Below are 12,975 nucleotides of genomic sequence, written 5' to 3'. Positions count from 1 at the left end.
AGTATGAGCCTGCCAAGACGCCTTACCAGCGGCTGCTGGTGTGGAAAGAACTGGAGCCATCGCTGAGGCAGCGACTGGCGACGGAATACCGAGAGCTGAACCCGGCCGAACTGAAGCGGCGGTGCGAGCGGCTACAGCGGCAGTTGCTCAAGGAAGTCGCAGAGCAGACCGCGGTGGCGGACCCAAGCCAAGCTGGACAAGACCGATGCTAGGAGTAGAAATCTATTCTGAGGCAACGGGGCGCGTAGGAGTAGATCCATATATGAGGCAACAGGGGCGAGCCAGATACGAGCCCACAGACCCGGAACGGACCCAAACAGGCGATCACCTGCCTTGAGCCTTGAACACGCGAACCCCAGCGTTATAATCCTCGGCGAAAGGCCGGCATAAGGAAAAACCTGTGAGATTTCGGAATGAGATGTGGCTGAGACAGCAATCGCGACCATGCCCGACGCCATCGTGAACACCATCGCTTTCATGCCCGAGAGAGCGATGGCGCGCAAGGTGCTAGGTGCCGTCACTGTCCATCTGACCGACCTCGAGCTGCTCGACCCCCTCGTCCTGATGCACAAGGGGCGGCTCCTCATCTAGCCATGGCCACCGTCGTGGAGAAGATAATCGCTGCCCACTCCTCGGGGAGAAACGTCAGCCCCGGGGACATCGTCGAACTCGCGATTGATGTACGGGTAGCGCGCGACTTCGGTGGGGCCAACGTTGTCAGGAGCCTGGAAGACAACGGTCTGGGCGTGGCCGACCCGGCCAAGACCGTCTTCACGTTCGACTGCAACCCGACAGCTTCCGATCAGAAGTACGTTGCGAGTCAACAGGCCTGCCGCGTATTCGCCCGGAACCACGGCATCAAGGTCTCTGATGTTGACGCCGGTATCGGCACCCACCTGGCGGTTGACAGTGGTCTGGTTGGTCCCGGCGACACGTTTGTCTCGACCGACTCGCATGCCAACATCCTTGGGGCGATCGGCGCGTTCGGCCAAGGCATGGGAGACCGGGACATCGCCCACACCTGGGCATACGGCAAGGTATGGCTGGAGGTACCGGCCACGGTGAAGATCGAACTGGTCGGCCAACCCAAGCCCGGCACGACCGCCAAGGACATCGGACTCGCCCTGCTACGTCACTTCGGCGCGAACGGACTGCTCGGCCTCTCCGCCGAAGTCTACGGTGAGTACGCGGACAAACTCGGCCTCGACGCCAGGATGACCGTTGCTTCGCTCGGTACCGAGATGGGTGCTACTGTAATGTTCTTCCCTCCGAACCAGATCATCATGGACTACTGCAAAGCAAAGACCGGACGCGTGGCCGACCCGGTCCAAGCCGACCCGGATGCAACCTACGAGCGAACCGAGCGCGTCGACATCGCTGACCTCGAGCCGCTGGTGTCACGGCCGGGCCATCCCGAGGACGTCGTCACTGTCGCCTCAGTTGCCGGCCGCAAGATCGACTCGGCCTTCATCGGCTCCTGCACCAACGGCCGCATGGATGACCTGAAGGCTGCGGCCGAAGTCCTCAAGGGCCGCAAAGTCGCTCCCGGCGTAGTGCTCAAGATAGTGCCGGCGACTGACGCCATCTGGCACGAGGCGATGCGCAACGGAATCATCGAGACCTTCAAGCAGGCCGGCGCACTGGTCGCCAATGCCGGATGTGCCGGCTGCGCGGCAGGCCAGATCGGCCAGAACGGCCCGGGCGAGGTGACGGTTGCTACCGGCAACCGGAATTTCGCCGGCAAGCAGGGCAAGGGTGATATCTACCTGGTCTCGCCCGAAACCGCTGCGGCATCTGCGGTTGCCGGAGCCATCGTCAATCCCGGGGCAATTCCGGTGCGGCCCGCGCTCTTCAAGCCGAAGCCCATGGCCAGGGCTTCACACGAGCACCGCACACCTCGGGCCGTGCCCCTAGTGGTAGAGGGCCGAATCTGGCTCATCTCGAAGGACAACGTCGACACTGACATGATATTCCACAGCCGCCACCTCGCCGTCACCGACCTCCGCGAGACGGGGCAATACGCCTTCGACAGCGTCCCCGGCCTGGAACACTTCAGCAAGAGCGCTCAGCCGGGCGACATCATAGTGGCCGGCAAGAACTTTGGGACAGGATCCTCACGCCAGCAGGCGGTTGACTGTCTCAGGAGCCTGCGTATCGGCCTGCTGATTGCTGGCTCATTCGGGGCCAACTACTTCCGCAACGCGGTAAACTCCGGGTTCCCGGTCATGACCGCAAACCTGCTGGCATCCGGACTCAGAGACGGCGAGCACCTTCGGGTGAACCTGGCGAGCGGCGAGATTGAAATACAGGCCACCGGGGTCAAAGTGCAGGGTCGACCGTTCCCACCGGTCCAGATCGAGATCTACCGGAAAGGCGGACTGCTGGGATGACGGCCTAGCCTCAAGTGGAGAGCCGCGAAATGCACCGCGGTCCGGCTCAAGTGGCAGCGGACGCTGCCGGCTGCGGCCGGTAGCCCATCAACCGGTACAGGCCGCTGAACAGAACCAGAGTGACTATCGGCAGGAGTTCGTAGTAGACCCGCATCTCATCAACGTTGCCGAACAACCACGTCAGGACGAAGACCGGGAGCACGACCCAGTACGCGTCCCTCAGGAACTGCGGGGCCCGATGGAGCGCATACAGGGAGGCGATGAAGCCGAAGAGATAGAGGACGTTGAAGCCCCTCGGCAGAATCAACCAGTCCGTGACCGGCCGGAACAGGAACCAGTTGCCGGGAACTGCAAGGACCTGGGCATTGCGGAGTAGGTGAAGGGCTAGCGGCTCGCCCGGGTTGTTTCTGAAGTACCAGAACAGGAGACCCCGCGTCACCAGCCAGAAGCAGACCTGCAATCCGATGCCGACGGCCAACTGCCTGGGTTTGCGCCTGCGCGCTTCTGAAACCGCCCAGACCAGCGTCAGCAGGAGCCCGGTTTCCTTGTTCAACACGCAGACCGCGAACAGCAGCGCGTAGGGCCATTGCCGGCGCGCGGCGATAGACGCGAGCCCCAGTGTAAACAACGACAGCGCAGGTAGATCGTAGAGCATGCTGCCATAGCCGTACAGGCCCGGCAGCGCAAACAGCGAGACGACCGGAATGGCGTCAACCGCGGGCGCGGGCACGTCGAGCGTCAGGCGCGCCAGCCACCACAAGGCGAAAGCAAACCCGATGGCAAACAGCAGCAGGATGTTCTTGGCAAGGGTAAACTCGAACGGATACTGATGCAGCCACAGTGGCCTGCCGTTACTGGTGAGCGAGTGCCGAGCGCTAGTTTCTGTCTGCGACCTCGCGGTTGACGGCGTGACGGCGACCGCCGTCCGCACAAGCCAGGGCACGAGCACACGGGTCACGTACGGCTGAGGCGCGCGGCCGTAGACCATGTCGCCGAAGAAACTCTCTCCGCCCAGCCATGGCTTGACGCTGGCCAGGCCGGGATAGCGGATGAATTCGGAGACAGCGAAGCCGGCAACAGTCGAGTACACGAGCAGGAGAACAGCGACCCGGGCAAGGGCCGGCCTGAAGCCCGTAGCGACGGCAGGAACTGGCGAGTTCACACTTCGTAGGATAGTGCCCAAACGGCCGGAGTCAAACAGACGTATTGCTCTCTCGCTCTCTCCCATAGGGTGAAGCCGCGAGCAGCCGGCTCACGGCTGCACCTGCACAATCATCAGATAGTGAGAGGCTTGTGGAGTCGGTGCGGACGCCTCTCCGCGCGACACCGCGCGACGCAGTGCTTGACAAGCGGAATCTTGCCGGTAAAAAGGTGGTAGGAGAAACCGAAAATGGCTAATCGCGAACTGATGTGCCTCGAATGCGGCCACACCTTTGAGGTATACTCCGACGACGAGGACGGAGAACTCGAAGCCGAGTGCCCGGTCTGTGGCAGCGTCGATACGACTCGCACGTACGATGAGGAGACCGAGGTCGACGAGGAACACTTGAAGGAGGACCAGGACTCGGACGAGTCGGACGACCTGAAGATCAACCTCGACGACGAGTAGGGCCATCGCGGCAAATCCGAAGCCGAAAGTTCGAATTCCGAGCCACTAGCGGCGAAACAGCCAAGGCGGGCGACGAAGTTGCGCCTCAGGCCGTCCTGCTTCGTCCCTTTCCTGACTTCGAGGTTGCCTTGTCCTTCGGCCCTCTGGCTCTGGACCGGGCGTGCTTCACCTGCTGCCAGGCAGCTTCCATCTCATCCAGACTCACTTCGCCCAGCTCCCTGCCCCGGGAGGCAAAATGCTCCTCGATGAGCCGGAAGCGTCCCCGGAACTTGGCGTTGGCATCCTTGAGCGTACCTTCGGCATCAACACCGAGATGCCGCGCCAGATTGACCAGCGCGAAGAGCAGATCGCCAAGCTCTTCCGGTACGCGCGCCCGGCTCTTGCGGCCTCGAGCGAGCACCTGCCGCAGCTCGTGAATCTCCTCCTCGACTTTGTCGAGTACGTGCTCCGGCCGGTCCCAGTCAAACCCGACCCGGCGGCACCGCTCCTGGACTAGCTGCGCCTGCCGCAGGGCGGGCATGGCAACCGGAACACCCGAAAGCAGCCCCCCACTCCGTTTCTGCTTGCGCTTGATCTTCTCCCAGTTGGCCAGCACGTCCGCCGCGCCACGCACCCTGGTCGAGCCGTAGATGTGCGGGTGGCGCTGCTTGAGCTTCGCAACGATGCCCTTGAGGGAATCCTCAAGCGATATGCCAAGCTCTGCGCCCGCGACCTCGGCAAGGAACAAGCCCATGAACAGGTAGTCGCCGAGTTCCTCGGTGATGGCGTCCTTGTCTTGCCGGCGCAAGGCCTCGTCGAGCTCGAAGGTCTCATTGAGCAGCATCGGCCGGGTCGAGGCCAGCGTCTGTTTGCGGTCCCAGGGGCAACGCCGGCGCAGCAGGCGGACGACCTCAAGTAGCTCGGAAAACACGCCCGAGTCTAGCGGACGGGATTCGAGGATTCAAGGAATCTGCGGTTCGAGTGCTGACCGGAGCGCCAATTGAATCCTGAACCCCTCGGCTCCTTGACCCCTTTCCTCTCTCCTTGACTTTTCCACGCCCGCCGCTACCTTTTAGCCTGATGTTAGCGGCCCGCGTGCCGAAGACACCGGAATACAATCGTATCCACCGTCTGTTGCCGTCCTCGACTGCCGGCCGCGTAGAATTCAAGGAGACCACTGAATGAAATCCGACCTGCTAGCGAAGACCGATCCGGAAGTGTTTGAAGCAATCAGCAAAGAAACGAACCGCGAGCACAACAATCTCGAGCTCATCGCCTCGGAGAACTTCTGCTCCGAGGCCGTGCTCGCCGCCCTTGGTTCGGTCCTGACCAACAAGTATGCCGAAGGCTATCCGGGCAAGCGTTACTATGGCGGGTGCAAGTGGGTTGACGTTGCCGAAAACCTGGCCATCGCGCGCGCCAAGCAGCTCTTCGGCTGCGACCACGCAAACGTCCAGCCCCACTCCGGCACCTCGGCCAACATCGCCGCGTACCTCACCCTGGCCAAGCCCGGCGATACAATACTCGGCCTGAATCTCAGCCATGGCGGGCACCTGTCGCACGGACACCCCCTCAACTTCTCCGGACGCTACTTCAAGGTCGTGCCGTACATGGTCGACAAAGAGACCGAAACGCTCGACTACGCGGCCATCCGCGCCCTGGCGCTGGAGCACAAACCGCGCGTGATCGTGTCCGGCGCGTCCGCCTACCCGCGCACGATTGACTTCGCCAAGTTCCAGGAGATTGCGGATGAAGCCGGGGCAGCCCAACTGGCCGACATCGCTCACATCGCGGGGCTGGTCGTAGCCGGTCTCCATCCGTCGCCGGTCCCCCACGCCGACATCGTGACTACGACCACTCACAAGACCCTGCGCGGCCCGCGCGGCGCCATCATCATGGGCAAGCAGAAGTACGCCGAGGACATTGACAGGATGGTCTTTCCCGGCAACCAGGGCGGGCCGCTCGAGCACTGCATCGCGGCCAAGGCGGTTGCGTTCAAGGAAGCGCTGTCCGACGATTTCAAGGCCTACCAGAAGCAGGTGCTGGCCAATGCCAAGGCACTGGCCGAAGCCATGACCGCTTGCGGCTTCCGCATCGTCTCCGGCGGCACCGACAATCACCTGATGATGGTCGACCTGCGGCCGAAACAGATAACCGGCCGCGACGCAGAACGGGTGCTGGGCAAAGTACGCGTAACTGTGAATCGTAACACGATTCCCTACGACCCGGAGAAGCCGTTCATCGCATCGGGTATCCGGCTGGGCACGCCCGCGCTCACCACTCGCGGCATGAAGGAACAAGAGATGAAGACGATCGCCGGCCTCATCGACCGCGCGGTCGCCGCCCGCGACAACGAAGCTGAGCTCGAGAAGGTCAAGGGTGATGTGGCCGAACTGGTCAAAGGTTTCCCGCTTTACGCCGAGCGCCGGGCCGAGTACAAGACGCTCGCCGGCGAGGAGTAGCACATGCCCGCGCCACTCATCGCCGACCTCGAAGCCCGCGAGATACTCGACTCGCGAGGCAATCCCACTATCGAGGTGGACTGCATCCTGTCCGACGGAACCATGGGCCGTGCCTCGGTTCCTTCCGGCGCGTCGACCGGAAAGTACGAAGCCTGCGAACTGCGCGACGGCGACCCGAAACGGTTCCTCGGCCAGGGCGTGCTCAAGGCGGTCAGGAACGTGAACAGCACGATCCGCCGTCGCCTCGTCGGGATGATCGCCACCAACCAGTACCGGATCGACCAGGCACTGATCGAACTCGACCCGACGTCGAATAAGGGCAAGCTCGGGGCCAATGCCATACTCGGCACGTCGCTCGCAGTGTGCCGGGCCGCGTCAATCACCGCCGGCATCTGCGTCTACCGTTTCCTCGGCGGCGCGGGCACTATGGTGCTACCGACGCCACTTCTGAACGTCATCAACGGCGGCGCCCACTCTTCCAACAACCTCGACGTCCAGGAATACATGGTTGTCCCGGCCGGGTTCCCGACTTTCCACGAGGCACTGCGCGCCGCGGCCGAAATCTACCGTCACCTGAGGATGCTGCTTCACGCTGCCGGCAAACCGACTTCAGTCGGCGACGAAGGTGGCTTCGCCCCGATGTTCCGCGACCACGAGGAACCGCTGGAGTACATCGAGCGCGCGGTGACGAAGGCCGGCTACCGCCTCGGCGAGCAGGTCTTCATCGCCCTCGACCCGGCGTCAAGCGAGTTCTACAGCAAAGGCCTCTACCACTTCCGCACGCCGAAACAGCACACGTTGACGTCAGGCGAGCTAATCGATCTGTACGATACGTGGACTAAGAAGTACCCGATCATATCTATCGAGGACGGGCTGGCCGAGAACGACCGGGCCGGCTGGAAGAAGATGACGGACCGGCTCGGCAGCCGGGTTCAGCTCGTTGGTGACGACATCTTCGTGACCAACACCAACCGGCTGAAGCAGGGCATCCGCGATGGCATCGCCAACGCCGTGCTCATCAAGCCGAACCAGGTCGGCACGGTGAGCGAGACCCTGGACTGCGTCAAAGTCGCAACCGACTCCGGGTACCGCACCGTCATCTCCCATCGTTCCGGGGAGACAAGTGACCACTTCATCGCCGACCTTGCGGTGGCGGCAAATTCCGGGCAGATCAAGACCGGAGCGCCCTGTCGCAGCGAGCGCGTGACCAAGTACAACCGGCTCATTCGCATCGAGGAAGACGACGTCCTGCGCTATGCCGGGATGCATACCCTGAAACGATGAACGCCGGCTCGTCACCGCTGCAGCGGCTGGTCAGGTTAGCGGTGCTGGCAGTGTTCGTTGTGTTCGCTTTCTGGTTTCTGGCCGGTCCCAACGGGCTGATAAGCATCGGCCGCCGCAAGGCCCGCGAACGCAGAATCCTGAACGATATCACCGAGTTCAGACACAAACTCGAAGAGCGGAGGCATCGCCGCGACTGGCTGGCTAATCCCGACTCTGCCGCAATGCTGGCCCGCAAGCTGCTCGGCGACAAACCCGACTCGGCGCAGACGCCGCGCTAGGCCGGACAGGTTCTCATAGCGAAGGCCGACTGCATCAGGCAGCCGGCCTTCACCGATTCACGGACTGCGGGCGAAGAGCCTACTGTTGCTTGAGCGCCGGCGCGGGTAGCAGCACCTGGGGCCGGCCGCTCTCCGGGTGCCGGGTGACAATCGGCTCTACCCCGTAGACAGCTCGAATCAGTTCGGCTGAGATGACCTGCTCTGGCACGTCGCAGGCCACTGTCTTGCCGCGGTCGAGCAGCAGGATTCGCGAGCAGTAGAGCGCGGCCAGGTTCAGGTCGTGCGACAGTAACACAACCGTCTTGCCCTGCCGATTCATCTCCGAGAGGATGCGCGCGATGAGCTGCTGGTGCGCGATGTCCAGGTGAGATGTCGCCTCGTCGAGCATAAGAACCCGGGGCTCCTGGGCCAGCGCGCGCGCCAGCACCACTCGCTGTCGCTCACCGGCTGATATCGAGTTGATGCGCTTCTCCTTGAGGAAAAGGGCATCCACGAACTCGAGCGCCGCTTTCGCTGCCTCCCGGTCGTGCCTGCCCGGGCTCTGGAACCTTCCGAGGTAGGGATTCCGACCCATCATCACGACGTCTGAGACTGAGTAGTCGAAGGCGAACGGGTTCTCCTGCAGCACCACACCGAGGGTCCGCGCGACCTCTCGCCGGCCCAACGCGCCGAGGTCGCGCTCCAGAATCCGGACCGAGCCCTTTGCCGGCCTGAGCAATCCGGACACGAGCCTCAACAGCGTCGACTTGCCCGCACCGTTCGGCCCGATGACGCCGAGGAACTCGCCTGAGGCCACATCGAGATCAAAGTCCTCGAATAGCAGCGACTCGCCGTAGCCGAAGGAAAGGCCCGAGAGCTCGATGGCGTTGTGGATGGACTGGGTACAGTCGCCGTCCTGCGATTGGGTACAGTCACCGTTTTCGTCAGACGAAAGCGGTGACAGTCCCCTACGCTCCTTCACAACCGGCTCCTGAGCAGGTAGATGAAGAAGGGCACGCCGACGAGCGCGGTGACAATCGAGAGCGGCAGGCCGCCGGGCACTATGTTCCGCGCCAGCACGTCCGAGAGCAGCAGGATTCCCGCGCCCGCGACAAACGACCCGGGCAGGACCCGCCGGTGCTCAGGCCCGAACAGCATCCTCACCAGGTGCGGCACGACCAGACCCACAAAGCTGATCGCCCCGGTGAAAGAGACCACCATACCGACCAGCACCGAGGAGATGACGAACACAGTCTTGGTGACCTGTTGGGTGTCGACCCCAAGCGTCTCCGCCGCCTCCTCGCCTGACGACATGATGTCGAGCGACCGTGACATCGAGAAGAGCCAGGCGCAGCCGGCAATGGAGAGGACCGCGACTGCTCCAAAGATCCACACGGTTGTGCCGGTGAACACCGGCCCCAGGTGCCCCATCATCATGTAGACTGCCTCGCCCAGCGTACGCCGCCCTAGTATCATCGCGAGCATCACGAGGCTCGAAAAAAGAAAGCTCGTGATGACCCCGGCCAGCACCAGGCCGGTGACCGTGACCCGGCCCCGCACCCGCGCGAGCGCGTACACGAGGAGCATCGTTGCCAGCGCTCCAGCGAACCCGCCGACCGGCGCGAACGCTCCGGCCGTCCTGCCCAGCACCAGGGTCAGGCTCGTGCCCAGGGCCGCACCGCTTGCCACGCCCATGGTGAAAGGGTCCGCGAGCGGGTTCTGAAGCAGGCCCTGCAGTGAGGCGCCGACGACCGCGAGCACCCCGCCGGCGACGACTCCCAGCACCAGCCGCAAGAGGCGCAGGTTCATCACCGCGCCAAGGTTGGTCCCGCTGAATCCGCCGGGCCCGATGGCTACCGAGAGCGCCGCGGCCGACACGAGCAGAAGGATGAGGCCGGCCCAAGCCAACGAAGGTCGCCGCATCACCTGTCCGCGGAGATTGGGATTCGAGTGACCACTTGAATCCTGGATTCCTTGAATCCCTGAATTCTAGCTCCTCGTGGTTTCTGAATGCAGCAGCCTCGCGAGCAGGACCACGCCGTCAACGATCCGCGGTCCCGGCCTGAAGAGCAGGTCCTCGTCGAGCTTCTCATAGATGCGGCCCTTCTTCACCGCGCTGATACCGCCCCAGCCGACGCGGGCGGCAACGTCACGCGCACTCATGTCCGGGTGCAGCAGCAGGATGACCTCAGGGTCAGCCGCAAGCACAGCCTCGGGGTCGACCACCGGGTATTCCTGCGCGGACGATGCGAAGACGTTGCGTCCGCCCGCCCGCACCAGCAGTTCGTTGATGAACGTGCCGCCGCCGGCAGTCATCAGAGGCGTCCCGGAGATCTCGGCGTAGACGCGCGGCGTGTCCGCAGACGGCGCAATGGAGTCCAGTCGGCGTCGCATTCCGGCGACAAGGCTCTCCCCCGCTGTCCTGTGTCCCAGCAGTTGCGCCACGGTATCTATCTCCCTAAGAGCGGCTTCGATGTCACCCGGCCGGGAGACGTAGGTGGGTATCTTAAGCTCGGCAAACTTATCCAGCAACTGCCGGTGCATGGGTAGAGTAAGAAAGACAAGGCTCGGCCGCAGCGCGACGATCCGCTCCAGGTCCGGGCTCATGAAATCCCCGACCTTGTACGCGCTCCTGGCCGCCTCCGGGAAGCTGCACTGATTCGTGTTGCCCACGAGTGCCTTTCCCGCGCCCACCGCGTATACGATCTCGGTCACGCTCGGCACAAGCGACACAACCCGAAGCTCTGATTCGGATGCCTGCCTCTGCCCGCACCCGGCGACCATCAGGAAGATGGACACCAGTCTCCGCAGGCCATTTGCCGACCCGAACCCCCGAACCCCGGAACCGAGGAACCCCAGGCTACTCTTCATCTCGCGGCGATTCCGATACCGGTTCCGGCATCGCCACGTTCGCCAGCCCCGGCTCGTTCACCTTGTTCCCCGTTATCACGTAGACCGTGTGCGCGACCATCCGGTCCGCCGGCCTGATACCGGTCGTCCGCACGAGCATCTCCCGCTCCATCACTTCCTTCACGTGGATTCTCGCGAACCCCTGCATCTCCATGGCCGACACGGTCCGGCGCAACTGCTCCACAGTCGGGATTATCGACACCAGGGTGTGGCCGCCCTTCAGGGCCTTGTGTGCCGGCGCTATCAGTGTCCACGGCTCGGGAACGTCGAGCAGCACCGCATCCACACCCGACTGCTCGAACCCCTCCTGCTCCGGGTCGCGCACGAAGAACTCGCAGAACGAAGCCAGCCCGTACCGCTCGACGTTGGCCCGCGCATTGGCGCTGAACTCGGGCCTGCGCTCATACGAATAGACCTTCCCGCCGGGCCGGACGAAGTTGGCGAGGATGGTCGTGAGGGCGCCCGACCCTGACCCGCACTCTATCACCCGCGCGCCCGGAAAGACCGCGGCCGAGAGCAGCATCGCGCCCACGTCCTTCGGATAGACGATGGTCGTCGCGCGCTTCACCTTCATCGCCAGGTCGGCAAGGCCCGGCCTCAGCAGGTAGAAGAGAAAGCCCAGATGGGTGCGGATCGAATCGCCGTACTCCTTGCCCGTGATCTGGTCGAACGGCAGTTGCCCGCGGTGGGTCGAGAACGCCCCTTTGGGCTGGACCGCCACCAGGTAGTTCATACGGTCGGAATGGTATAGAATCACATAGTCGCCGGGGTGTATCATCATGCCCATTCTAGATTCACATCAGGGCAAGTCAAGCGGCCAAGTCGAGCGCTGCTTCGAAACTGGAACACAGTCCTACGCAGTTCAGATTCCGCGAGTTTCACCTCCCACCCCGTGGTCTTCGGCGACGACACGTACGCTTCGTAGCGAACTCTGACCGGCTACGCTTGACTGGACGACGGTTTAGGATACGCTATCGACGTGACAGTGAACTCCCTTTTCAGAGGCATCACCGAGCGTTTCAACAACGACATAGCGATTGACCTTGGCACCTCCTCCACCCTAATTTACGTCAAGGGGAAGGGAATCGAACTGCGCGAGCCGTCGATCGTCACGATCGACGAGCTTACCCACGAAATCGTGGCGGTAGGCACCGAGGCCAAGAGGATGCTGGGCCGAACGCCTGAGGGAATCCGTGTCATCCGGCCGATGAAAGACGGCGTCATCGCCGATTTCGGTATCGTCGAAATCATGCTCAAGACCTATATTGGCATGGTGCAGCGCAAGAAACTCTTCGTCCGGCCCCGGGTCATCGTTTGCGTGCCTTCCGGCATCACCGAGGTGGAGAAACGCGCGGTGCGCGATTCGGTCGAGGCATCTGGCGCCCGCGAGATCTACCTCGTGTCCGAGCCGATTGCCGCGGCAATCGGCGTCGGCTTGCCGGTCGAGGCGCCGACCGGCAACATGATCATCGACATCGGCGGCGGCACGACCGAAATCGCCGTGGTCGCGCTCTCCGGCGTGGTCAACGCCGCCTCGGTCCGCGTCGCCGGCGACGAGATGGACGACGCGATAGTCAACTACATCAAGAAGAACTACAACCTCATAATCGGCGAGCAGACATCCGAGTCGGTTAAGATTGCCATCGGCTCGGCCTATGCGACCGGCAAAGAGGAAACGATGGAGATCAAAGGCCGGGACCTTGTCTCCGGGATTCCCAAGACTATCCGTATTACCAGCACCAAGGTGCGCGAGTCGCTCGAGGAACCGATTACGTTGATCGTCGACGCGGTTCGCCTTGCCCTGGAGAAGACCCCGCCGGAGCTGGCTGCCGACATCGTCGACCGCGGCATCTACATGTGCGGCGGCGGTGCGCTCCTGCGCGGGCTTGACCTGCTCATCAAGGAAGAGACCAGCCTGCCGGTGTTCGTAGCCGAGAACCCGCTCGAGAGCGTGGTGCGCGGCGCCGGCCGCATCCTGGAGAACATCAGCGTCAACGAGAAACTCGTACTCCGCGCCAAGTAGCGGAACCACTACGGGCCCGATGGCCGTGTTCCATCTCATGACATCGGCAGCCGTCTGGCTC

At 63.1% G+C, this 12,975-nt stretch carries 12 protein-coding genes; 6 read left to right on the top strand and 6 right to left on the bottom strand.

Going from position 1 to position 12,975, the window contains the following annotated elements:
• The first annotated feature begins 593 nt into the window (after positions 1-593).
• On the top strand, positions 594-2,390 hold the full coding sequence (locus tag FJY68_05855; protein MBM3331363.1) for a 3-isopropylmalate dehydratase large subunit: 1,797 nt from the start codon (positions 594-596) through the stop codon (positions 2,388-2,390).
• 46 nt (positions 2,391-2,436) lie between these two features.
• Here FJY68_05855 and FJY68_05850 read toward each other — a convergent pair whose 3' ends face one another.
• The gene (locus tag FJY68_05850; GenBank protein ID MBM3331362.1) at positions 2,437-3,552 is read right to left on the bottom strand and encodes a hypothetical protein; all 1,116 of its coding nucleotides are present in this window, start codon (positions 3,550-3,552) and stop codon (positions 2,437-2,439) included.
• 228 nt (positions 3,553-3,780) lie between these two features.
• Here FJY68_05850 and FJY68_05845 point away from each other — a divergent pair, with 228 nt between their 5' ends.
• Positions 3,781-3,999 (top strand): hypothetical protein, encoded by a 219-nt coding sequence (locus FJY68_05845; GenBank protein ID MBM3331361.1) that lies wholly within the window; start codon positions 3,781-3,783, stop codon positions 3,997-3,999.
• Between the two features lie 85 nt (positions 4,000-4,084).
• On the opposite strand, the gene mazG is transcribed toward FJY68_05845, so the two are convergent.
• Positions 4,085-4,939, bottom strand: coding sequence for a nucleoside triphosphate pyrophosphohydrolase (gene mazG / locus FJY68_05840; GenBank protein MBM3331360.1), 855 nt, complete (start codon positions 4,937-4,939; stop codon positions 4,085-4,087).
• Positions 4,940-5,159: 220 nt separating this feature from the next.
• Here mazG and FJY68_05835 point away from each other — a divergent pair, with 220 nt between their 5' ends.
• Genes FJY68_05835 through FJY68_05825 form a run of 3 tightly spaced genes read left to right on the top strand, consistent with a single transcriptional unit; the run spans position 5,160 to position 8,002 of the window.
• Entirely contained in the window at positions 5,160-6,440 is a 1,281-nt protein-coding gene (locus tag FJY68_05835) for a serine hydroxymethyltransferase (protein MBM3331359.1), read from the top strand.
• Positions 6,441-6,443: 3 nt separating this feature from the next.
• On the top strand, positions 6,444-7,724 hold the full coding sequence (locus tag FJY68_05830; GenBank protein MBM3331358.1) for a phosphopyruvate hydratase: 1,281 nt from the start codon (positions 6,444-6,446) through the stop codon (positions 7,722-7,724).
• Complete coding sequence (locus FJY68_05825; GenBank protein MBM3331357.1) at positions 7,721-8,002, top strand: hypothetical protein; 282 nt, start codon at positions 7,721-7,723, stop codon at positions 8,000-8,002. Before FJY68_05830 ends, FJY68_05825 begins: the two co-directional genes overlap by 4 nt.
• 79 nt (positions 8,003-8,081) lie before the next feature.
• Here FJY68_05825 and FJY68_05820 read toward each other — a convergent pair whose 3' ends face one another.
• The 4 genes from FJY68_05820 to FJY68_05805 form a co-directional block, all read right to left on the bottom strand.
• Positions 8,082-8,963 (bottom strand): ABC transporter ATP-binding protein, encoded by an 882-nt coding sequence (locus FJY68_05820; GenBank protein MBM3331356.1) that lies wholly within the window; start codon positions 8,961-8,963, stop codon positions 8,082-8,084.
• Positions 8,960-9,904, bottom strand: coding sequence for an iron ABC transporter permease (locus FJY68_05815; GenBank protein ID MBM3331355.1), 945 nt, complete (start codon positions 9,902-9,904; stop codon positions 8,960-8,962). Before FJY68_05815 ends, FJY68_05820 begins: the two co-directional genes overlap by 4 nt.
• A gap of 66 nt (positions 9,905-9,970) precedes the next feature.
• Positions 9,971-10,852: a cobalamin-binding protein gene (locus FJY68_05810; protein MBM3331354.1), complete on the bottom strand. Its 882-nt coding sequence runs from the start codon at positions 10,850-10,852 to the stop codon at positions 9,971-9,973.
• Complete coding sequence (locus FJY68_05805) at positions 10,842-11,678, bottom strand: tRNA (adenine-N1)-methyltransferase (GenBank protein ID MBM3331353.1); 837 nt, start codon at positions 11,676-11,678, stop codon at positions 10,842-10,844. The genes FJY68_05810 and FJY68_05805 overlap by 11 nt, the downstream gene beginning before the upstream one ends.
• 219 nt (positions 11,679-11,897) lie before the next feature.
• Between FJY68_05805 and FJY68_05800 the strand changes: the two genes are divergently transcribed.
• Positions 11,898-12,914 (top strand): rod shape-determining protein, encoded by a 1,017-nt coding sequence (locus FJY68_05800; GenBank protein MBM3331352.1) that lies wholly within the window; start codon positions 11,898-11,900, stop codon positions 12,912-12,914.
• Positions 12,915-12,975: the final 61 nt, after the last annotated feature.

The organism is candidate division WOR-3 bacterium, assembly GCA_016867815.1.
Classification (GTDB): domain Bacteria; phylum Hydrothermota; class Tepidihabitantia; order Tepidihabitantales; family Tepidihabitantaceae; genus UBA2258.
Note: the sequence above shows the minus strand (reverse complement) of the source record. Positions and strands in the feature narration are given on the sequence as shown.

Bases quoted from the DNA above. Each gene is read 5' to 3' on its own strand.
- FJY68_05815 (MBM3331355.1), bottom strand. From the start codon at position 9,904: ATGCGGCGACCTTCGTTGGCTTGGGCCGGCCTCATCCTTCTGCTCGTG.
- FJY68_05825 (MBM3331357.1), top strand. From the start codon at position 7,721: ATGAACGCCGGCTCGTCACCGCTGCAGCGGCTGGTCAGGTTAGCGGTG.
- FJY68_05845 (MBM3331361.1), top strand. From the start codon at position 3,781: ATGGCTAATCGCGAACTGATGTGCCTCGAATGCGGCCACACCTTTGAG.
- FJY68_05805 (MBM3331353.1), bottom strand. From the start codon at position 11,678: ATGGGCATGATGATACACCCCGGCGACTATGTGATTCTATACCATTCC.
- FJY68_05855 (MBM3331363.1), top strand. From the start codon at position 594: ATGGCCACCGTCGTGGAGAAGATAATCGCTGCCCACTCCTCGGGGAGA.
- FJY68_05835 (MBM3331359.1), top strand. From the start codon at position 5,160: ATGAAATCCGACCTGCTAGCGAAGACCGATCCGGAAGTGTTTGAAGCA.
- FJY68_05830 (MBM3331358.1), top strand. From the start codon at position 6,444: ATGCCCGCGCCACTCATCGCCGACCTCGAAGCCCGCGAGATACTCGAC.
- FJY68_05810 (MBM3331354.1), bottom strand. From the start codon at position 10,852: ATGAAGAGTAGCCTGGGGTTCCTCGGTTCCGGGGTTCGGGGGTTCGGG.